The organism is Streptomyces sp. NPDC023573, assembly GCF_055559735.1.
The window spans coordinates 115,611-137,102 of the sequence record NZ_JBVHKB010000012.1 but is presented as its reverse complement, the minus strand read 5'-3'; the positions used below and the strand labels follow the sequence as shown (position 1 = coordinate 137,102).

At 70.0% G+C, this 21,492-nt stretch carries 17 protein-coding genes and 1 pseudogene; 3 read left to right on the top strand and 15 right to left on the bottom strand.

Annotated features, from left to right (window positions below; genetic code table 11):
* Positions 1 to 118: 118 nt before the first annotated feature.
* The 15 genes from ACZ32T_RS31355 to ACZ32T_RS31285 all read right to left on the bottom strand — a co-directional run bounded on the left by ACZ32T_RS31355 (position 119) and on the right by ACZ32T_RS31285 (position 16,675).
* Entirely contained in the window at positions 119 to 1,204 is a 1,086-nt protein-coding gene (locus ACZ32T_RS31355; RefSeq protein ID WP_467267664.1) for a transposase, read from the bottom strand.
* A gap of 196 nt (positions 1,205 to 1,400) precedes the next feature.
* The gene (locus ACZ32T_RS31350; RefSeq protein ID WP_467267666.1) at positions 1,401 to 2,633 is read right to left on the bottom strand and encodes an MFS transporter; all 1,233 of its coding nucleotides are present in this window, start codon (positions 2,631 to 2,633) and stop codon (positions 1,401 to 1,403) included.
* Between the two features lie 85 nt (positions 2,634 to 2,718).
* Positions 2,719 to 3,531: a methyltransferase domain-containing protein gene (locus tag ACZ32T_RS31345; protein WP_467267668.1), complete on the bottom strand. Its 813-nt coding sequence runs from the start codon at positions 3,529 to 3,531 to the stop codon at positions 2,719 to 2,721.
* Positions 3,532 to 3,579: 48 nt separating this feature from the next.
* Positions 3,580 to 3,990 (bottom strand): YybH family protein, encoded by a 411-nt coding sequence (locus tag ACZ32T_RS31340; protein WP_467267670.1) that lies wholly within the window; start codon positions 3,988 to 3,990, stop codon positions 3,580 to 3,582.
* 93 nt (positions 3,991 to 4,083) lie between these two features.
* Positions 4,084 to 4,464: a nuclear transport factor 2 family protein gene (locus ACZ32T_RS31335; RefSeq protein ID WP_467267672.1), complete on the bottom strand. Its 381-nt coding sequence runs from the start codon at positions 4,462 to 4,464 to the stop codon at positions 4,084 to 4,086.
* 188 nt (positions 4,465 to 4,652) lie between these two features.
* Positions 4,653 to 5,288: a phenazine biosynthesis FMN-dependent oxidase PhzG gene (phzG, locus tag ACZ32T_RS31330; RefSeq protein WP_467267674.1), complete on the bottom strand. Its 636-nt coding sequence runs from the start codon at positions 5,286 to 5,288 to the stop codon at positions 4,653 to 4,655.
* A gap of 130 nt (positions 5,289 to 5,418) precedes the next feature.
* Positions 5,419 to 6,255: a PhzF family phenazine biosynthesis protein gene (locus tag ACZ32T_RS31325; protein ID WP_467267675.1), complete on the bottom strand. Its 837-nt coding sequence runs from the start codon at positions 6,253 to 6,255 to the stop codon at positions 5,419 to 5,421.
* 88 nt (positions 6,256 to 6,343) lie between these two features.
* Positions 6,344 to 8,326: an anthranilate synthase family protein gene (locus ACZ32T_RS31320; RefSeq protein WP_467370433.1), complete on the bottom strand. Its 1,983-nt coding sequence runs from the start codon at positions 8,324 to 8,326 to the stop codon at positions 6,344 to 6,346.
* A complete protein-coding gene (locus ACZ32T_RS31315) occupies positions 8,323 to 8,946 on the bottom strand; it encodes an isochorismatase family protein (protein ID WP_467267678.1) in 624 nt (207 codons plus the stop codon). The genes ACZ32T_RS31320 and ACZ32T_RS31315 overlap by 4 nt, the downstream gene beginning before the upstream one ends.
* Positions 8,947 to 8,980: 34 nt before the next feature.
* Entirely contained in the window at positions 8,981 to 10,153 is a 1,173-nt protein-coding gene (locus ACZ32T_RS31310) for a 3-deoxy-7-phosphoheptulonate synthase (protein WP_467370431.1), read from the bottom strand.
* A 52-nt stretch (positions 10,154 to 10,205) separates the two neighbouring features.
* Positions 10,206 to 10,700 carry a PhzA/PhzB family protein gene (locus ACZ32T_RS31305; RefSeq protein WP_467267682.1) on the bottom strand — a complete coding sequence of 165 codons (495 nt, stop codon included), beginning with the start codon at positions 10,698 to 10,700 and terminating at the stop codon, positions 10,206 to 10,208.
* A gap of 255 nt (positions 10,701 to 10,955) precedes the next feature.
* Positions 10,956 to 12,008 (bottom strand): hypothetical protein, encoded by a 1,053-nt coding sequence (locus ACZ32T_RS31300; RefSeq protein ID WP_467370429.1) that lies wholly within the window; start codon positions 12,006 to 12,008, stop codon positions 10,956 to 10,958.
* Between the two features lie 145 nt (positions 12,009 to 12,153).
* Positions 12,154 to 13,371: an IS701 family transposase gene (locus tag ACZ32T_RS31295; RefSeq protein ID WP_467370427.1), complete on the bottom strand. Its 1,218-nt coding sequence runs from the start codon at positions 13,369 to 13,371 to the stop codon at positions 12,154 to 12,156.
* A 292-nt stretch (positions 13,372 to 13,663) separates the two neighbouring features.
* A complete protein-coding gene (gene pabB, locus ACZ32T_RS31290; RefSeq protein ID WP_467370425.1) occupies positions 13,664 to 15,838 on the bottom strand; it encodes an aminodeoxychorismate synthase component I in 2,175 nt (724 codons plus the stop codon).
* Between the two features lie 90 nt (positions 15,839 to 15,928).
* Positions 15,929 to 16,675, bottom strand: a complete 747-nt coding sequence (locus ACZ32T_RS31285) for a methyltransferase domain-containing protein (RefSeq protein WP_467370422.1) — start codon at positions 16,673 to 16,675, stop codon at positions 15,929 to 15,931.
* A 252-nt stretch (positions 16,676 to 16,927) separates the two neighbouring features.
* On the opposite strand from ACZ32T_RS31285, the gene ACZ32T_RS31280 reads away from it, so the two are divergent.
* From ACZ32T_RS31280 to ACZ32T_RS31270, 3 genes and pseudogenes are all read left to right on the top strand, one after another.
* Positions 16,928 to 18,883: a helix-turn-helix domain-containing protein gene (locus ACZ32T_RS31280; protein ID WP_467370420.1), complete on the top strand. Its 1,956-nt coding sequence runs from the start codon at positions 16,928 to 16,930 to the stop codon at positions 18,881 to 18,883.
* 260 nt (positions 18,884 to 19,143) lie between these two features.
* Positions 19,144 to 20,256, top strand: a complete 1,113-nt coding sequence (gene tal / locus ACZ32T_RS31275) for a transaldolase (RefSeq protein ID WP_467267691.1) — start codon at positions 19,144 to 19,146, stop codon at positions 20,254 to 20,256.
* A 207-nt stretch (positions 20,257 to 20,463) separates the two neighbouring features.
* A pseudogene (locus tag ACZ32T_RS31270) lies at positions 20,464 to 21,204 on the top strand (ISAzo13 family transposase); the annotation flags it as partial.
* Positions 21,205 to 21,492 lie beyond the last annotated feature (288 nt).

Sequence of the window (21,492 nt, the reverse complement as noted above, 5' to 3'; positions counted from 1 at the left end):
CGGACAGGCCAGGACGGAATGCGGTCCGATTGCGGCGGGACGGGCGCCGACGCTTCGGCCCGGAGGCACGGGCGGGCGCGTTCCGGCCGGCGGCGGGAGCCGCGCGCCGCGTACGGGATCACGCTAGACGCACTCGCTCGACTGCACCAGGAACGAGCACGGACTCTGTCATGACCGAGGGGTGGGCGGCCGTCGCGCGGGCGGCATGCGCCACGGACACGAGCGTCAGGTGGCGGTGCCAGCCGTCGTAGGTGCGGCCGGTGAAGTCGCGCGCGCCGGCCGGGTCGGTGATGCGCGCGAACGATTCCTCCGCCGTACGTGCCGACGCGGCCAGCGCGGCCAGTTCGGCGGGTACGGCGTCCAACAGGTCGGTGAGCCAGACCTCTTCGGGGCCCGCGCCCTCGTCCGTACCGCATCCGAAGAGCAGCAGGTCCTCCGTCGCGGGGTGACCGGCTCGTGCGGGGAGCGCCGAGGAGAGGAGGCCGAGCGGGGCCGCCCGGCCGACCTTGACCAGGAATGGCAGTCGGGCGGCCCGCAGCTGCCCGACCGCCTCGACCACGTCGATTCCGTCGACGTCCACCACCACCGGCCTGGCCGGCCCGTGGCGCAACGAGTCGCCCAGCAGGTCGAGGTACACCTCGATCGCGCACTCCGTGGGGGTCTGACCTCGGTTCCGGCCGGGGGGCGGCGGCGCTCCCTGCCGGCCTGTCCAGCCCTGCGTGGTGCGGGGCCGCAGCAACTGCCAGTTGACGGGCTGGCACAGCCCCCCGGACACGACCCACAGCCCGAAGGCGTACTGCACGCTGCGCACCACCCCGAGGTCGGGGAGGTACTGGCGGTGGACGCCGACGATGTCGTCCCCCTCCTTCGGCGTGAACATGGGTCGCAGTACCCATGCGTCGATCGGTGCGCGGGCGGCCACCCGGGCTGCGAGGGCATGCCGGACCGGCATCCAGTCCCAGGTGGAGCAACTGACGAAGTGGTGCAGCCGCTGCTCCAGGGCGGCCCCATCGCCCAGGCAGAGCGCCATGTTGCGGAAGGATCTGCGGCCCTCGGTGACGAGCAGTCCCTTGACGTACTCCGTGGCGCGGGTCCGCTGATCACTGCGGGCGAGCGAGGCGAACAGCAGTTCGCACAAGCCTCCTGTCGTCTCCTCGTCGGCGTGCTGGACCCCGGCGGCTTCGCGCCGCACGGCACTCTTCATGAACTCCCCCTGGTTCCCGGACAATGAACGTATTTCCACCGGCGCTCCGCGGCCACAACCGGCAGGCCCATGGCCGCGGGGCGCGTCCTTCTTGTGCGAAGGACGCGCCCCGCAACCACGGGCGGTGGTCGGCGGGCCGGGGTCCCGCCGCCGTATGCGTGGAGGCGGGCTTCCCTGCTGATCCGGCCGTTGCCGGTCAGGCGGCGGCGGGTTCCGGCTTCTTGGACCGGAAAGCCCCGGTGCCGGCGAAGACGAGCCCGGCGACCACGAGGCAGGCAACGGTGAATCCGGAGACGCCGTGGAAGCCGTCGAACGAGGAGAGCAGGACGCCGCCCACGAAACCGCCGATCATGGTTCCGACGTATAGCGCGGTCGTGGCGAGCGAGGAGACCGTGCCGCGTGCCGCAGTGGTCTGGGAGAGCAGCATGGCCATGAAGATCGGATAGTTGAGGCCGAGCACCACGGAGCCCAGGGCCAGCCCGGTGATCGCGGTGGCCAGGTTGGGGGCGAACGGCACCGCGCCGTAGATGAGGATGAGCGCCACGAACGCATAGGCGAGCGTGCGCTCCTCGCCCAACCGCTTGATCAGGTGGTTGCCGAAGATCGAGGTGATCGCCATGCCGACGCCGAGTGCCATCATCGCCGCGCCGATGGCGGTGACGCCGAGGCCGAAGTCTTCGGCGAGCCAGGTCCCGATGAACGAGATGGTCTCGAACACGCCGGTCTGATAGGCGAGATATCCCACCAGGTACCAGGTGAAAGCGCGGGAGCGGAAGAGTCCCGCGTACACCGAGAAGAAGCCTCCGGTCGACGACGCGGCGGGCACCGAGGGGAAGACCCGGAACAGCAGGAGCCAGACGACGACGGAGAGCCCGGCGACCGCGAAGAACGGCACGTGCCAGGAGCTGGCCGCCAGCCAGCCGCCGATGGGGACGCCGACGACCTGGGAGATGGACATGCCCGCACCCGCCAGTCCCATGGTCTTCACGATGGCGTCGGCCGGGACCAGTACGGGAATGGACGCCCACAGCTGGGGGGTGACCAGGGCGGCCGACATACCAGCGAGCACCCGGAAAACGATCATGGACCAGAAGTTGGGTGCTACGCCGCAGAGTGCGGTTGCCACTGTGAATCCGGCAAATCCGAGGAGGAGGACGCTGCGCCGGTTCCTGCCGTCCGAGAGGGGCCCGGCCACCAGCGCGAAAAGCGCGAACCCGAGGGCATAGGCGCTGACCATCCAGCCGGACATGCTCGTGGAGACGTCGAAACTGCGGGAGAGCGTGGGGAGCATCGGGGCGACCAGGAAGGTGTCGGTTCCGATCACGAACATGGTCGCGAACGAGAGCCAGGCGATTACCGTGGCCGACTCCTTCTTCGCCACCAGGGGCACAGGGTTTTCTGCGCCTGCTTTTTCTTGCGTGGAACTCATGTCTTTCGCACCGCCGTCAAGGGGAATCGCTTCAAGGGAGATGCTCCGGTGTCGGCGAGGACACCGGAGCCGAGGGGGGAATCGTTCAGCCGACGGGGTGGAAAGGTTTTCTTCCCCACCCGGAATAGACGAACGTCGATACATCGGGCGCCGGTGCTTCGGCGACCAGCGCCTGGGCCGCTTCGACCTGTTCGGCGGTCACCAGGCCCGCCTCGACCAGTCGCGGGCCGCTCTGGACGAGCCGGATGGCCAGCAGTTGGTCCTGCACCGGGTCCACGCCGAGACCGCCGGGAGTGACGGAGACGCCCACGGAGTCGCAGCCGACCGCGTCCAGCTGGGCCGGGATGCGCCTCGCCCAGGACAGGTCGATGCCCTGCCCGGCGAGCGCTGTCAGGTACGCGCCGTGGACCTCTCGCCATGCGGGGTACGCGGAGCCGGCCGCGGGCAGGAAGTGCACGTCCTCCAGAACCAGCCAGCCGCCGGGGGCCAGCCAGCGCATCGCCCGCTCGACGATCTCCTCGCGCTGTGGCAGGTGCATGAACACCGCGCGGGCGTGGATCAGGTCGAAGGAGCCGGCCGGGAAGTCGTCGGTGGTCACGTCCGACCGGCGCACCTCCAGAGGGCCCTCGTGGTCGGCGTCGATGAACCGGGGGTCGATGTCCAGCGCGAGGACCGAGCCGTCGGGCACCCGATCGGCGAGCCAGTACGCGATGGAACCCGCGCCCGCGCCCAGTTCCAAGCACCGCCAGTCGGCTCGCATCGGAAGCCGGCCCAGTGTCTCCACCGTGCCCGGGTCGTAGGTCTTCTCCAGGAGTCGGAGCCGCTCCAGCTCAGTGGGCAGGTCCTTGCTCAGCAGACCTGTCGTGTAGGCATCGGCAGGCACAACGCTTGTGCTCATGGCACTGCTTTCCTTTCCGAGGGGGTGCCAGCAGGCGCTGGGCGAAGGTCAGCCGGGTTCGCCGAAGTAGCCGGACGAGTGCAGGACCCGCAGCCAGCTGCCGTCGGGCTGTCGTCGGGCAACCTGGTACCGGCCGCGGCTGTTGTCCTGCGGAACGCTCGATGTCAGGGCGATGTCGCCGAGAAGCAGCGTGGGCAGCGACTTCTCCATCGGGAAGTACGAGAACTTCTCCAGCATCCCGACGAACGCCCGCTGTATGGCCTGGCGTCCGTGGTGTTCCTCGCCGATCGGGAAGGCCATGACGGCGTCCGGTTCGTAGAGGGCAGCCATGCCCTCGGCATCGCCCTCGTTCGCGCACTCCACCCACAGGCGGGCCAGTGCCTCGGGCTCGTACGCCCGCTCGCGCTCGGCGGTCACCAGTGTGTCGGGCTCGTGGGCTCTCTCGCGCTCTGTGGTCATCGGGATCGGCTCCTCGTCTGTCGTGGGTGTTGGAGGCAGGCTGCTGTGCCGTGGAGGGACGGACCGGATCGCGGTCGGAGAACCGCTCAGAAGTCAGTCGGCGATCAGCGCGCGCGGGTCGTAGACGGCCCGAATTCTGTTGATCTTTCCGTCCTCGACGTGAATCCAGTTCGCGACGGGAGTGGGCAGGGCGACACTGGTGTGCAGGGTGAACCATGTGACGACGTCGGACTCGGAGGCGAAAACCCGTTCCACCAGAAGGTCCGTCGTCACCGGCGCCATGCGCTCCAGTGATTTCCTGCACTCGTCTGGGTCGACCAGCGTCGCCAACGGACCGACGTAGGAGAAATCATCGGCCAGGAGTTCCCTCAAGACGTCGAATTCTTTGTCCCGCCAAGCCGCAATGTAAGCCGCTGCTATCTTCCGGGCGTCGTCCGGTTCGGGCTTCTCTGTTTCCTCGAACTCTTCGCTCACTCAATGAATTGTGCGCAGGCTGCCGGATTCTGGCGACGGGTCGCACCGCACTATGTCAAGTCATCGCCAGCGGTCCGGTCGGCGCGGGCGAGCCCACCTCCGAAGTGTTCCGACAGCGCAAAGGTGCCGCTCCACCGGAGAGCGGAGCGGCACCTGGTCGGACGCCCCGCACAGGGGTCCTCCGGGGGTCACGGCTGGAGGCGTCGCACCGCGTACCCGTCACCGTTCTTGTCGTACCGCAGCCGCTGGTGCACACGGTTCTCACCGTTGGCCCAGAACTCAACGCTGTCGAAGCGCAGCAGGCAGGCGACGTAGGTCTCCGGACGCGGCAGCGGGCCGACCTCCGCGAGGCGTGCGACCTCGGCCTGGAACGCCACCATGTCGAGCATCTCCTCGCTCTGCCGCGAGGTCACCGAAGCGGCGTGCGTGAACAGGGGGCGCTCCAGCCACTTGGCGTCGGCCACCTCGGGCCCGAGCACCTCCACCGATCCGCTGACACTGATCTGCTGGCTGGTCTCGCGCCAGTACAGGACCCCCGACGCCCAGGGATTCCCAGCGAGTTCGCGGCCCTTCTGGCTGTTGAGGTGCGTGGCGAAGACGAAGCCCTCGTCGGTTATCTCGTTCACCGCGACGATTCTGGTCGACGGGCGCCCCCGTTCGTCGGCAGTGGCGAGGGCGAGCGCCCTCGGTTCCCGTACATCGAGCCGAACGGCGGTGTTCCACCAGTCCCGGACGATCCCCACCGGACCGGGCGGCGGCGCGTCGTATTCGGGAAAACTGATGCCGACGGTTCCGGTGAGCGTTTCCGACCTGTTTGAACTCATTGCTGCCTCCGCTGTCATGTGGTGGTCGGGTGAATGGCGGGCATCACGTGGCGGACGTACATGAGATGGCCGGCCCCCACGGGGCCGAGACGGGCCGCGCCATAGGGCGCGCGCCTCGCGTCCGCGCCGGTCAGACGAGTGCCGTGCCTTGTGCGAACAGGGCGCCGCTGCCGCCGACTTCCACGGACACGAAGCGCTCTCCCTCGCCTTCTGCGCGGGCCAGCATCAGGGAGGGGCGGCCGATCTCGACGCCCTGGAGGATTTGCACCGGTTGCCCGTACGCGATCAGTCCGTGGCGGCCGAGGTGCATGGCGAGCGGTCCGGCGGCCGAACCGGTGGCCGCGTCCTCCACCACTCCGTAGGCTGGTGAGAACATCCGGCTGCGCCAGTGCGTTCCCTCTCCCGCGAAGCAGTTGACGGCCAGGTCCTCGAACGCGGCGAGCGCCCGGTGGTCGGGGTGCAGGCGGGACAGCGCCTCGACGCTCGGGAGTCCCACGAAGACGTGCCGGGGGCCGTTGCGGTAGATCTCCACCGGCAGGGTCGACTCCCGTACCCCGAGCGCCGCCAGGAGTTCACCGGTTTGATCGAACAACTCCCATGTGGCGACCGGCTGTTGCATGCGGGCGGAGACTGTCTGGCCGGCCTCGCGGTCCAGCTCGAAGGGGATGGTTCCCATCTGGGTTTCCAGCAGGAGCTTGTCCCGGTCGGTCTCGGCGCCCAGTGCTATGGCGGTGCCCAGCATCGGGTGCCCCGCGAAGGGCAGTTCGTTGACGGGCGTGAAGATGCGGATGCGCGCGTCCCCGTCGTGCTGGGGTGTGAGCACGAAGGTGGTCTCGGACAGGTGCATCTCCCTGGCGATCTTCTGCATGCGCTCGCCGGGGATGTCGTCGGCGTCGAAGAAGACGGCGACGGGATTGCCGCGCAGGGGCTCCTCGGCGAACGCATCCACTACGACGTACCTGTGCATATCGGGTCTCTCTCCTCGGGTGAAGTGCGAGTGGCGCTCCGGGTCCAGACGGTTGCGGTGCCGCGGTGCCGTACGCGGTGGACCACGGTCAGACGGTGACGCGCGGCGCGTCCGCCGGTTCCGCTTCCGCGGCAAGGGTGAGCACGTCGCTGTCTCCGGGCAGGAAGAGCACGTCGCGTATCGCACGCGCCACGATGTCCGGACCATTCCGGGTGAGCACGGACTCGGGGTGGAACTGCATGGACGCGAAGTGCGGCCCCCGCAGGGCATGCACCTCGCCAGTGTCCGCGGACCGGCTCACCTCGACCGTGCCGACCCCGTCGACCTCGACGAAGCCGTCGTCGCTGACGGCGACGAATGTGTTGTAGAAGCCGACTCGTTCCACCGCGCCGAACAGGTCGACGGTCCTCTGCACGCCCTGGTTGGGGACGTCCCTGCGGCGAAGTCGTAGGCCCAACCGCCGACTGAGCGTCTGGTGGCTGAGGCAGACGGCGAGGAACGGCCGCCGCTCGCGCAGCAGGGAGTCCACGGCTGCGCGCAGATGCCGCATCTTCGGGTGGTCGTCGGCGCTCGGGTCGCCCGGTCCCGGACCCATGACCACCAGATCGTGGCCGTCGAAGGAGTAGTCCTCGTCGAAGCGCCGCACCGCCACCACGAGCCCCAGCGAACGGAGCTGGCCGGCGATCATGGCGGTGAAGGTGTCCTCGGCGTCGACGACCAGGACCCGGCGGCCCAGGAGGTCGGGGGCCGGTCGCATCCGTTGCCCGACGTCGCTCAGCCAGAAGTCGGCGATGGTGTCGTTCCTGCTGCCCAGGGCGGCGCGGACGGTGGGGTGTTCGGCGAAGCGGCTGACCGCGGGCGTCTGAAGGGCGGCGATCAGGCCCGCGGCCTTGGCCCGGGTCTCGGCGGCCTCCGCGAGGGGATCGGAGTGGCGCACCAGGGTGGCCCCGACGCCGATGCTCAGGCGGCCCGCCGCGGAGATGTCCGCGGTGCGGATCAGAATGGCCGAGTCCATGTGCCGAGCGCCGCGGTCGTCGCGGCTGATCAGGGCGACGACACCGCTGTAGTAGCCGCGGCCCCGGGGCTCGTACTGTTCGATGACCCGGCAGGCGCTCTCGAGCGGGCTCCCCGTGACGGTCGGGGCGAACAGCGTCTCCCGCAGCACGTCGCGGACGTCCCGGTCGGTGTGCCCCTCGATGAAGTACTCGGTGTGCGCGACGCTGCCCAGTTCCTTGAGGTAGGGACCGACGACCCGGCCGCCCTCGGGGCATATCTGGGCCATCATCTTCAGTTCCTCGTCGACGACCATGTAGAGCTCGTCGGTCTCCTTGCGGTCGGCGAGGAAGTCCATGATGCCGGGCAGTTCGGGTCCGGACAGCGGGTAACGGTACGTGCCGCTGATCGGGTTCATGACAGCCGTCCCGTCCCGGACGCTGAGGTGCCGTTCGGGCGAGGCGCCGACGAAGGTGCGGTCACCGGTGTGGATGACGAACGTCCAGTAGGCGCCGGACTCCCGGGCAAGCAGCCGGCGGAAGAGCGCGAGTGCCCGGTGCGGTCCGTAGTCGCTGATGTCGGCGACGAAAGACCGCTTGACGACGAAGTTGGCGCCCGCACCCGTACCGATGGCGTCGTGGAGGACGGTGCGCACGGTGTCGGCGTACTCCTCGTCGCTCACGTCGAAGTGCGGGTCGAGCAGTTCGGTGGGGACATCGGGGATACGTGCGGTCGCGTCCTCCACGCGTACGGTCTCCTGGCCGGTGACGCTCAGCGTGATCAGCGGTGCGCCGTCGTCGGGGGCGGCGAATCCGCGCTCTGCGATCTGCCGGTACGGGACGACGGCGAGCACGTCGTGCCGCACTCCCCCGCCGGGCGGCGACCCGTCGGGCAACGGGATCTCGGCCAGGGTGTCCGGCTGAGAGACCTCGCCGACCAGAACGTCGAGGTACCCCGCACCCGTCGCCTCGGGGCGGTGCAGCACCGCGAACGGCCCCGGAGCGACGCCCAGAATCCGGTCGAGGAGCCCCGGCCCCGTCGAGCCGTCGCCCCGCAGCGACGTCGGCCGGGCGCTCATGCGACGACCTCCTTGGTGGTGAGCACCATGGCACAGCGCTCCGCGGCGTATCTCACGGCCATGCGGTGGTACTCGGCCGAGAAGTCGGCGACGGCGTCGGCCACCAGGAACGGCTGGATGCCGTGGGTGAACGCCTCGACCGTCGTCATGAGCACGCCGACGTGTGCGTAGACGCCGCAGACGATCAGCTGGTCGCGTCCGGCGGCACGCATGCGCTCCAGCAGGTCGGAGCGGAAGAAGGCGCTATAGCGCCACTTGGTGAGCACCCAGTCGTCCGGTCCGGGGGTCAGTTCGTCGACGACCTCCCGGTCGGCGGGGTCGGTGCGCATCCCCGGGCCCCAGAAGTCCTTCAGGAGTCCGCGCTGCTCGTCGTCCATGCCACCGGGCTGGGCGGTGTACGCCACCGGGACGCCGTGCGTGATGCTCCACTGCCGCAACAGGGCGGCGTGGGCGACGAGTCCTTCGCGCAAGGGGGAAGGGAAGGGCTTGAGGAAGTACCGCTGCATGTCGTGGACCAGCAGGACCGCGCGCTCGGGGTCGACGGTCCAGCGGGCGGTGTTGGTGGGCAGCTCGCCGACGGTGAGCAACGCGTACGGTTCGATGGACGGTATGCCGGGCATGGCCCTGGCCTCCAGGCTATGAGGGGTGGGGGGGTCAGCCGACCCAGGCCGAGACCACGTCGACGGCCTGGCCGGGGTTGAGCCGCGGGTCGCAGCGGCTGGTGTACCTCTCGCCGACCAAGGCCAGGGCGGCCTCGTCGGTGGCGCACTCGGTGACGTCGTCCGGGGTGGTCTCCAGGTGCAGGCCGCCGGCGACGCCCCCGGCGGCGAGCACGGCCTGCTGGAACTGGCGCACCTCGCGCACGACCGTCGCCAGCATGCGGGTCTTGTTGCCGCCAGGGGCGGTGACGGTGTTGCCGTGCATCGGGTCTGTCAGCCAGATCACCGGGTGCCCTGCCGCACGGACCGCCTCGGCGAGCGGGGGCAGCCGGTCGGCGACGCGGTCCGCCCCCATACGGGCGATCAGCGTGAGCCGCCCGCGGTCCCTCGCGGGATCCAACCGCTCGCACAGGGCCAAGAGCTCCGCGGGCGTCATTCCGGGGCCTACCTTGCAGGCTATCGGGTTGAACACGCCTGCGAGCAGAGCGACATGTGCGCCGTCCACCTGTCGGGTGCGTTCCCCGATCCACGGCAGGTGGGTGGAGCCGAGGTAGGTGCCGCCACCTCCGTGGCGGCGCAGCATCGGGATTTCGTAGTCGAGCAGCAGGGCCTCGTGGCTGGTCCACACCGGAGCCTCGATGCCCTGGCCCTCGGTGCGAGACTTCCAGCCGAGGTTCTCCACGATGTCGTTCGCGGCCATGTAGCCGGCCAGGATGCGCAGCGGGTCCGGGCGGCGGCTCTCGGCGTCCGGCTCGGGGCCGTTGACCATGTCGCCGCGGTAGGAGGGGAGTTCCCTTCCGCCGATCCACTCGGTGGGGCTGGAGCGCGGTTTGGCGAACTGCCCCGCGATCCTGCCCACCCGCACGACCGGCTTGTGCGTCGTCATCCGAAGGGTGCCCGCAAGCAGGTCGAGGAGTGCCGCTTTGCGCGCCACGTAGCCGGGAGTGTGCTCGTTGACGTCCTCGGCGCAGTCGCCCGCCTGCACCATCAGCGCCTCTCCTGCGGCGACCCGGCCCAGCAGTGCGCGCAGCACGCGGATGTCGTCCGCCCGGGCAAGCGGCGGGCGGGCCTCCAGGGTCTCCCGGACTCGTTGGACCTGGAGCGGGTCGCCCCATTGCGGCTGGTGGAGGGCGGCCCGGGACTCATCGGCGTGCAGGGCATTTTCCATGCTGTTCTCTCTCCAAGAGTGGGAGGAAGCGGACTCGACTGCCGACGAGACCTCAGGTGGGTATTCCCTCGCGCTTGATCTCCGGCACCGGAATTCCGAGTGCACGCAACTGCTCGAATGGGTTCATGAATTCACGGTTCTGCTTGATCTTCCCGTTCGCCAGCTCGAAAGAGTGCAGGAAGTGGTTTTCGTAGTAGCCCTCGGGGTAACCGGGGAATCGAATGAGTCCATGCCCGTCACATTCGACCCAAAAACGATTGGGGTCGTCCGTCTCGAAGACGCGGATGTTGTACCACTCCCAGTCGGGGAAGCACTTCAGCGACCACACTGCATGTTCGGCGAGCCGGCCGCGTCCGTTGATGACGATCGGGGCTCCGGTGTCGGTGGTCCAGAGGCCACCGCTGCCGTCCTCGGTGAAGAGCTCGTGGCGACGCAGTCGATCCTGCCCCTTGGTGTTCATGTATTGCTCGACGACGGCCCGGTGCTTTCGGCGCAGTTCGGTCGCGTCGGTGAAACCCTCGACAACCTCGGTCACGGTTTCGGACATGGTGGTCCCTTTCTCGGCGGGCGACGGACGGAGGCGCGGAGGCTTTCACCCGGAACAAGCGCCTGGATCAGCAGTGGACTTGATGCAGCCTAATGACCGGCCACTACACACGGAAGAAAATTGAACACCCAGTTTTCTCGGCGCCCGACCAGATGTTCAGGCGTGCCGGAGCAGCTCGCGGCCACGGGATACTCCGGCAAGAAAAGGGGAAGAGGAAGGGGAAAAGAGAAGGGGAATGGGGCGGAGGACGGCTGCTCAGGCGGACATCCGGCGCCCTCGCTCGGGCTTCACCGCGTTCGCGAGGGCGTTCCATTCGGCGGCGCGCCGGGTGGCCACGGTGCGCACCAGCGGAGCGCAGTGTTCGGGCAGGACTGCAGCGAGCCGCCGCCACTGGTGCGGGGTCAGGTCCGTGGCGACCAGGGCGCGCAGCAGTTGTCGGCCGGGTTCACTGCCCTTGAGGGAGGGGTCCCTGAGCAGTTTGCCCACAGCCTCGTCGACGGAGTCGTGGTGGGGCTCGCCCCTGTCTCTGCCGGTCCCCGGGGCGGGCTGGGGGCCAGGGCGTCCCGGGGTGGCGGCCGGCTCCCCGGCGCACGGCGCTTTCGCCGGGGTCTCCCGGTGCGGGGGCCTGACCCTGCACACACTTTCGGGCGCCGGGGCCTCGCCGCGCCGCAGCCGGTCGCGTACGTCTCGTACCGTCGCGGTGGAGAGACCCGACCTGCGGGCGAGGTCGCGCAGCGACGCGGTGGGGTCGGCGGCGATCAGATCTGCCGCGCGCAGTCTCCCGTCGAGGCTGCTGAGCGGGCGCGCGGTGCCATCGCGGCCGACCCGGGCGTGTGGCTGAGGAATTTCCTCACTCGCACCCTCCCTCAGCTTGCCCACGGTCTTGCCGCTCAGTCCGGTGCGCTCCGCGATTGCGCGGTCGGACCAGTGGGGGTGAGTGCGCACGATGCGCTCGGCGGCGGTACGCCGCTCGGCCCGCGAGAGCGGCAGTCCGTGCCGGACGTTCAGCTGGACGGACAGGACGTACGCGTCCGCCTGGCTGCCGTCGAAAAAGCGCACCGCGACGGTGTCATAGCCCCGGATCCGGGCGGCGGACAGCCGGTGCATCCCGTCGATGACACGCATCGTCGGCCGGTGCACCAGGAGCGCCTCGAACTCCCGGCCCGAGCCGGCCAGGGCGAGGACGTGGCTCTCGTCGCAGGTCCCGCCGCGGGGCGAGTCGGACGGTCTCAGTCGGTCTATCGGGACTCTCTCGATGCTCGTGGATTCTGGCTGGACGGCCCCACCCGGCCTGCCGGTGAATGTCACGGTCGTACTCCCCCCCTCGGGTCTCTTCGGTCGTCTCGACCCAGTACCCCATGGCTTGAATCGTGCGGGACTCTCGAGGCACAGCCAATGGCGCGGCGGGCACTACGTCAGGTGGCCCGGAGTCCGTCAAGTCGTCATCGCGGGGTCACCGCCGGAACCTTGCGTCGGTTCCCGCCAGGGCCGCCACGGCGTGCGCGGCGGAGGCCAGAGTGATGTGGCGATGCCAGCCGCGGAAGGAACGCCCCTCGAAGTCCTTCAGCCCCACGTCCTCCCCCGCTCCCGCGAGGTCCTGGCAGGCCCTTCCGCCGAGCCTGGTGAGCCGACTCAGCGCCTCGGCGGGCACCGCGGTGGCGTTGGTGACCCACAGGGCGCTGAGCGGTCCCCGGGCGTCCTGCCACTCCCCGACGAGGGTGAGACCGCCGACGGCTTCGTGCGCACCCACCCTGCGTGAGAGCGGCAGCTCGCCGGGGCACGCCACCCGCACCGCGGCGGCCAGTGTGCCACCGTCCTGACCGGGGACCCTGACCGGGCGGCGCAGTCCGCGCACGCCTTCGAGGATCCGCTGGGCCTCCAGGACTCCTCCGTCGTAGCCGGGTAGCGCAGGTTCGCCCATCAGAAGCCGGGCGGTGCCCCGGACCCGGGCGGCGACGGGGACTCCGGCGGCGGTGAACCGCTCCATGGTCTCGGCAATCCGGTTGATATGGATATTGAGCACCACCGGGCGAACGGGCACCTTCCAGGACAGCAGCATCTCCAGGGCGGCGTTCGTGGCGCATTGCTCCAGGGTCTCCCGCCCCGTCTCCTCCGGGATCTCCGCCTGGCGTCGCCGCTCCTCATCGCCGAGCCACGGGTCGGGCAGGAACAGTCGCCAGTTGACCGGGGTGTTGAGCCTCCCATTTGCATGCCAGACGCCGAAGGCCCGCTGTCCCCGGAAGACACCGGTGCAGGGGTCGACGCCGTAGTCGACGCCCACCGACTGGTCGCCCGCCTTGGGGATGGACAGCGGGTGCACCACCCATGCCTGAGGTGTGGTGAACTCCGTCAGGTATCCCGCGAGGGCCTCGCGAACCGGCCGCCAGTCCCAGGTGGAACTGCTGATGAAGTGGTGCAGGCTCTGCTCGGTGGCCGAACCGCCCACCTGGGCTGCGATGTTGCGGATCGACTTGCGGCCCTGTGTGCACAGCAGCCCACGCAGGTATTGTTCGCCCTTGCGGCGCTGGTCCCGACGTGCGAACGAGGTGAACAGCACTTCGCCCATTCCTGAAGCCACCGACTCGCGCAGATCCGACAACTCGCCGAGGCGGTAAGCGGACCAGGACTGTGGTGCGTGCACCGCACGTGCTTCACTGACGGTCACACTCACGGGTCTCCCCCTCTGCTGCTGTCATCCCTCTGCCGTCATCGAGCATGGCCGGGTCGGGTGTCCTCGCACGAGGTGCGGCGGCTCTCTCCCCGCAACCTCCGGTGGTGGTCCCACCACCCCTCGGACGCGCCGTCGGCCGCTTGCACCCGCCCGGAGCGACTCGCGACGGTGCTGGGACCACCTGGGCGAGCGACCAGCAGGTAGATACGCACACCCGCTCGGGCCGCGCACAGAGCCCACCGGGACGGTGCGTGCCCGCCCCGGCCCCGGCCGGCGGAGGCGGGCGCGCGCTTCAGCCGCGCACGGGGTCCGTGCTACGCCTGCCGGGGAAATCGGCGCCGGTGAGCTTCAGCAGCGGTGCCGCCTTGACGGCCGTCTCCTCGAACTCCGCCTCCGGGTCCGAAAGCGCCACCACGGCCCCGCCCACGCCGTACCGGACGCGTCCGGGGGTGACCACCACGGTGCGGATCGCCACGCTCAGGTCGACCGCGCCGGACAGGGAGAAATAGCCGATGGCGCCCGAGTAGACGCCGCGCGGTCCGGCCTCCAGCCGGTCGATGATCTGCATGGTGCGGGTCTTCGGCGCACCCGTCATGGAACCGGCGGGGAACGCCGCCCGGACCAGGTCGACTGGGCTGCGGTCGCTGCGCAGCCTGGCCCGGACCGTGCTGACCAGCTGGTGGACGGTGGCGTACGTCTCCACCTCGAAGAGCCCGCTGACCTCGACGGAGCCGGTCTCGGCATGGCAGCCGAGGTCATTGCGCACCAGGTCGACGATCATCAGGTTCTCGGCCCGGTCCTTCTCGCTCCTGCGCAGGCCGTCGACGATCTCCGCGTCCTCCTGCACGGTCATGCCACGCGGTCGGGTGCCCTTGATCGGCTTGGACTCGGCGACCCTCTCCGCGCTCAGCCGTACAAACCGCTCGGGTGACGAGCTGAGCACGGAGAGCGCACCGAAGCGCAGCAGCGCGGCGTAGGGGGCGGGGCTGAAGCGGCGCAGCGCCCGGTAGCCCTCCCAGGGATCGAGGGAGTGGTCCGCCGCTGCCAGGTTGGTCAGGCAGATCTCGTACGACTCGCCTGCCGCTATCTCCTCCTGGCAGGCGTCGATCAGCCGTAGGTAGTCGTCGCGCTTGTGGCGCAGCTGTATCCCCACGAGGGGCTCCGCAGGCAGAACTGGCTCTTCGGCCGTTATGCCCGCGAGCGCTTCCAGCTCCGTCGCGGTGGCGGCCAGCCAGTCGCGGGCGGCGGTCTCGTCGTCGTCCTCCGCCAGGGCCAGCAGGTAGGTGAGGCCGGTGCGGTGGTCCAGGACCACCGCGCGGTCGGCGAAGACCATGGCGGCGTCCGCGTCCTCCGCCTGGTGCACGGGCTCGCCACCACATTCCGCCTTCAGTTCGTACCCGAGATAGCCGACCCAGCCCAGGGCGAACTGGAAGGGCAGCGAGGGAACTTCCGTGCGCGTGGCGTGTAGATCATGGTCGAGCCAGTCGAGGAGCCCGCCCGAAACGATCTCCACCCCGTCGGCCGACACGACCGTGACCGTGCGGCTCCACACGTCGGCCTTGGCCACCCGGGCGAGCGGTCCGCCGGCCGCGCCCATCACGGAGAACCGGCCCGACTCCGCGTCGGGCCGACTGCTGTCCAGCCAGAAGGAGTTCTCGGCGGCGCCGAAGAGGCGGTGGTGGACGACTTCGTCGTCCCAGCGGGTCGGCAGCTGGTCAGCGAGGACCCGCAGGCGACGGGCGACGGGTGCGGCGGCTTCGGCCCTCCGCGCGGGCGCGGTGGCCCCGGCGCCCGAACCCGCCGCGTCGGCCAGGGCGGCGGGCACGGCACTCCGGCCGGGTTCTGCGGCCGGACGCGTCACCGCCCGCGGTCCCGTACCGCGAACGGATCGCCATTCGTCCGTCAAGTCGCGGAAGTTCGCGAGCAGTTCGTACCCGTACTGGGTGAGTATCGACTCGGGGTGGAACTGCACCCCCCACTGCGGGCGGCTCCGGTGCCGGTGCCCCATCAGGGTGCCGTCGTCCGTCCACGCCACCGGCTCCAGTTCGTCCGGCAGGTCCGTCACAGCGAGCGAGTGGTAGCGCACCACGTCGAAGGACGCGGGCAGTCCTCGGAACAGGTCGGTCCCGGTGTGCCGCACCGTGGAGAGGCGCCCGTGTCGGGGCTCGGACGCCCGGGAGACCGTGCCACCGTGCGCCAGTGCCAGCCCCTGGTGACCGAGGCAGATACCGAGGATCGGGAGCCTGCCGCGTTCCACGACCTCCCGGCAGATGCCGAAGTCGGCCGGGCGGCCGGGGTGCCCGGGCCCCGGGGACAGGACGACGTTGTCGAACTCCGCGAGCATCGCCGGGTCCCACTGGGGGTCGTCGTTCCGCAGCACCACGGGCTCGGCTCCGTTGACGCGGGCCAGGTGGTGATGGAGGTTGAAGGTGAAGGAGTCGTAGTTGTCTATCAGCAGAGTCCGCACGGAATTTCTCTCACATCGGGGATGGCGGCCCGCTCGCAGGGCCTCGTCGGTGAGTGCGCCGGACCCGCGGGGCCCGCGCGTGCGGTCGGTTCAGCACGCCGTTCCACGTCGCGGGGTCGCGGCGTCCGTGATCTCCAGCAGCACGTACCCGATGTCCTCCGCGCCCTCACTCACCGTGCGGCTGTCCACCTCCCGCAGGGCTCGGCCGCACTCCGCGGCCATCGTCTCCAGCATCGAGAGGTCTCCCCGCTCGCTGAAGTGGAGCAGTGCCCGTCCGCCGGGCGTCACGTAGGACAGGCACTCGGCGAGGTAGCGCCGGTGGGTCCGGTAGCCAGGGTCGACGTAGGCACGCTCGTGGTCCGTCGCGTAGCGGTACTCCGGCGGCGCCAGGACGAAGTTCGAGTGCCAGAACACGGTGTCGTAGCGGTCGTTCGGCCCGAGCTCGTCGAACAGGTCGCTCTGCACGGCCCGTACCCGGTCCGCCGTGAAGTGGCGTTCCGCGTTCGCGGCGGTGTTGCGTACCGCCTGTTCGTTGATGTCGAGGGCGGTGACCCGGTCGCAGCCGGCCAGCGCGGCCGCCACCGCGATGGTGCCAGTGCCCGAGCCCACTTCGAGGAAGGAGCCCCGCCAGGTCGCCGGGGATGCCTCGGTGAGGCCGAGCAGTTCCATGGCAACTCCGGTCGACGCGGAGAACGGCGGCGCGAACACACCGTCCAGGAGATGCCATTCGCGACCGGCCAGGGCAAAGGCCGACGGTCTGTCTCCGTGGTGCAGAGAGGCTCTGCTGCGCTCCAGAGAGCGCTCGTAGTCCTTGATGGCACGCTTGACAGCAGACATGACGCCCCCGTGTTCCGAGTGCGCGTCGCGCGTGCGACGCCCCCCTGGGGGAGGCCCGTCGCCGCCCCCTCCGATGATCATCGCCGAGTCGGTGGGGCCGCATAAGGTGGTGCCGCAACACTGCGCAGCCGCCGGATGATGTTGTAGGCACACGTCCTGTGTGAACTTGCACGACGTTCCCTTGACCTCACCCGTGGGGCCACATACGTTCAAACGGCCAGCCGGTCGGAGGTCTACGGGGGAGAAGCGACAGTGAAGGGAGAGGAGTCCATCGGCGTCCCGGCACTCGCCGTTCTGGAACTGCTGGCGCAGGACTCCCCACCGGGCCGGCTCCACGAGATGTTCCAGAACGCCCAGCAACAGCAGCGGCTGTCGGCGGACCAGTTGTCCGAACTCCAGCGGGCGACGCACCTGGCCCTGGACGTCCAGGCGTCGGTGAGCCAGCTGCGCCGCCGCGAGACTTTCATGACCGGGCTCGTGGACACCGTCCACGACATGGCGCTCCCCTCCAGTCCCGACACACTGCTGAAGGTCGTCACCAGCAGGGCCCGCAGACTGCTCGGCTTCGACATGGCCTACGTGAGCCTGCGCGACGCTGACGACAACTCGTACATCCACAGTTCGGACGGCGACACCACAGCTCTCAACGCGGGCCTCGTGGTGCGCAAGCAACGAGGTCTGAGCGAGCTGGTCCGCACCTCGGGCGCACCGTTCTGGAGCACGGACTACCTCAACGACGACCGCATCCCGCACTGGCCCGAAGTCGACGAGGTCGTCCGCGCGGAGGGACTCTCCGCGATCATGGCGGTACCCATCCTGCGTGCGGGCCAGACCATCGGCGTGCTCTACGGGGCGAACCGGGTGGTGCGGCACTTCACGCCGGACGAGATCAGTGTGATGCGCTCGCTCGCCGACTTCGCCTCGGTCGCTCTGGAGAAGGCCGAACTCCTCGACCACGCCCGGACGCAGGTCGCCGCCCTGGAGTCCCTGAGCGCGCAGTCCCGCGCCACCGTGGCGAGACTGACGGACCTGGGGGAGGCCCAGTCCCGGCTCACCACGATGGTCCTCGACGGAAGCGAGCTCTCGCAGCTCGCCGCCGCGGCGGCCAGAACGCTCGACGCCGAGCTGGCCGTGAGTGACGCCTACGGCCAGATTCTGGCGACGTCGGGCGAGGCGAGCGGGCTGAGCGAGGTGACGACGGCCGGGGCGGTTCTGGAGGCGCAGGCCGCGGGGGGCCCGGTCGCCCTCTCCCCCGGTGTCTGGGCCTCTCCGGTCAGCGCCGGGGCCGAGAACCTGGGCATCGTGGTACTGCACTCGGCTGCCGAACCGGACGCCGCCACCCTGCGGTTCCTGCGCTTCACCGGGCAGGCGGTGGCGATGCTGTTGGTGATCCAGCGCAGCACGGCGGTCGCGGCCGGACCGGTCCGTGACGAGTTCCTCGACGAACTGCTGGCTGTGCCGCTGCGGGTGCCGCACAGGCTCGCCGACCGCGCCCAGCGGCTCCAGGTGGACCTGGGAGAGCCGTACGTGGTCGTGGTGGTGAGGCCCGAGGGCGGCGAGCACGGCAAGGCCGTCGTCTGGGCGTCGTCGTACAGCCACCGGCACCGCGGGCTTAAGACAGTGCGGGACGGCCGGATCGTGCTGCTGCTGCCCGGCACCGACGCCTCGGCCACCGCCCGCGCCGTCTCCGAGGAGCTGTCGCGCGTGATGGCCGAACCCGCCACGGTCGGCGCGGCGGGTCCCGCCACCGGGCTCTCCGCAGTCTCCAGACTGCACCTTGAGGCGCAGCGGAGTCTCGACACGCTGACCGTCTTGGGCGAGACGGGCACCTCCGCGTCCATGAGCGACCTCGGATTTCTCGGGCTGCTGCTCTCCGACGACCGGGACGTGGACGGGTTCGTCGCTTCGACCGTCGGCCCGCTCCTGGAGCACGACGCGGAGCGCGGCACCACTCTGATCGCCACGGTGGAGACGTACTTCGCGTTGGGGCAAAGCCCTACCCGGGCGGCCGAGGCCCTGTACATCCACGCCAACACGGTGGCCCGCCGCCTCGACCGGATCACGAACCTGCTCGGCGCCGGTTGGCAGAAGGGCGAGCGGGCGGTGGAGGTGCAGCTCGCACTGCGTCTACTGCGGGCGCGCGGAGTGCTGCGTCATCAGCAGGAGTCGACGCTGGGCACCGGGCCGCGGTCGGCGGCCTCAGAATAACGGGACCCCGCGGCGCACGCCACGGGGCCATCACACCAGCGCTTACGCCGAACTGTCCTGATACGTCGCTTACTTGACGAAGTATTGGCAACTCTCTTCCGATCTCCCACATCGTGGACGAAGGTCGGACTGCAATCGAACCGGGCACCTCGCCCTCCACCGCTCGACCGAAGGAGCAATGAGCGAACGGTGACCGTGCCGCAACCTCCTACCGAACCGCCCATCGCGCGAACCTCCCCCGCCCGCCGCGGCCGCACCCGATGACGGCGGTACGGCTGGCTCAGCTGAACAGGGACGGCGTCTCCTTCTGGCTCGACGGGATCAGCCGTTTCCTGCTGGGCAGTGACGCCCTCGCCGCGCTGGTCCGCGACTGGCAGGTGTCCGGGGCCACGACGGACCTGGAACTGCTCCAGCATGCGGTGGCCACCGGCCCCTCCTACGCGGAGCAGCTGCGCAGCCTGGCCTGGCACGGGTGCGATCCCGACCGGGCCGTGCGGGAGCTGGCGGTGCGCGACATCCAGTGGACCTGCGACGTGCTGCTGTCGGCCCACCTGGCGCGGCACCGCACCGCAGGGCTGGTGTCGGCCGACATTGATCCACGGGTCTGCCACGACCCGGACGCGACCCTTGACATGGCCCGCACGCTGTGGCGAACGGTCGACCGGCCGAACGTCCTGGTGAAGATCCCGGCCACCGACGCGGGGCTGGGGGCGATCACCTCCTGCCTGGCCGAGGGCATCAGCGTTCACGCGACCTCGATCTTCTCGGCCGAGCGGTACCAGCAGGTCACCGAGGCGCATCTCGCTGGTCTCTCCCTCGCCGCGGAGGCGGGCCTCCCGCTGTCCCGCATCCATTCGGTGGCGTCGTTCCACGTCAGCCCGATCGACGACGCGGTGGACCCGCTGCTGACCGCCGTCGGCTCGGACCGCGCGCTGGCTCTGCGCGGCAGAACGGCCCTGGCGGTAGCCAGGACGGTACTCGCACGGCACCGGGCGACCTTCGCGGGCGATGCCTGGCAGTCGCACGCCCAGCGGGGAGCCAGGCGCCAGCAGCTCGCGTGGGCCGCGACGGCGGTGAACGACACCGGCTACCGGGACACCCACTATGCGGACGGCCTGTTCGCTCCCGACACGATCAGCATCGTCTCCGAGCAGTTGCTCTGGGCGATCGCCGACCACGGCCGCGTCCTGCCGCACGAGGTGGCGGGCGAGGAGCACGAGCGGGAACTCGGCGCTCTGGCGGTGTGGGGCATCTCGCTGCCCGAGATCGCGAGCGGGCTCGAGGACGCCGCACACCGCCACTCCCTCGCGTTGTGGCAGCACCTGCTCGACGTCGTCGCCGCCGCTGTGAAGGAGTACCTCACCGCACGCTGAAGCCACTCCGGCACCGACTCCTCCGTCTACCGGGGCGCCGCAGCACGCGGGCAGCGGAGAAGTCGCCCGCAACGCGCCTCACACGCCAAGACAGCGCCCGTAACGCCCACGGCGCGCATAACGCATACGCCCAAAGGGCTTGCCGGGAAACAAGTCGTGGCTTCCAGCTGTGGGGCTCGTTGGTCTGGTACGGGGAGACCGGAGGGGATCGAGGCCGTTCTGGCGGCGAAGTTTCAGGTGCTGTTGCCGCATCTGGACGAGCGTCAGCGTCGGCTGGCCATAGGGGCGGAAGCACTGTCGCTGGGGCATGGCGGCATCAGGATCGTCGCCGCTGCAGCCGGAGCCCGGGAGGCCACGGTCTCGCGTGGGGCGGCTGAGCTGGACTCCGGTCAGGACCCGTTGGGGCGGGTGCGCCATCCCGGCGGAGGGCGGAAGAGGGCGGCCGAGCTGGACTCTGGGCTGCGGCCGGCATTGCTGGCGCTGGTCGAGCCCGACGAGGGGGGCGACCCGATGCCGCCGCTGCGCTGGACGACGAAGTCGCCCCGGAAGCTGGCAGCGGAGCTCACCCGCCAGGGCCATCGAGTCTCCGCCGACACCGTCGCCGGCCTGCTGCGAGAGGAAGGCTTCAGCCTGCAGGCCAACGCCAAGACCATCGAGGGGTCCCAACACCCCGACAGGGACGCCCAGTTCGGCTAACTCAACGAGCAGGCACGAGACCACCGGGACGCCGGTGACCCGGTGATCAGCGTGGACAGCAAGAAGGAGGAGCTGATCGGCGACTACAGGAACGCCGGGCACGAATGGCAGCCCGCAGGACAGCTAGTGAGGGTCAAGACACGCGACTTCCCCGGCCAGGCCGAGAAGGCGATTCCCTACGGAATCTACGACATGGCGGCGAACACCGACTGGGTCAGCATCGGCACCGATGCAGGGCATCCAGCTGCGGCAGCGCGTCGCGCAGGGCTGTTGCTGTACCCGCTCCCAAGCCTGTTGCCGCAGGAACCGGTGGAACCACCAGGCCCAGCCCACCGCAGCGCACGCTCCCAGTACGACGAGCACCCACCAGTTCGTCACCCGCCAGGAGAGCACCGCCGACACCGCCCCTATGGCCATGGCCTCGCCCACGACGAGGAGCAGCAGGTCTTCCTGCCGCCGCTGTCTGCTGCGCCCCGCTGCCGCGGCCGCCACGCCGGCAGACGCCGCGCGGCACAGCCCGCATGACCTGGAAAGAACGCC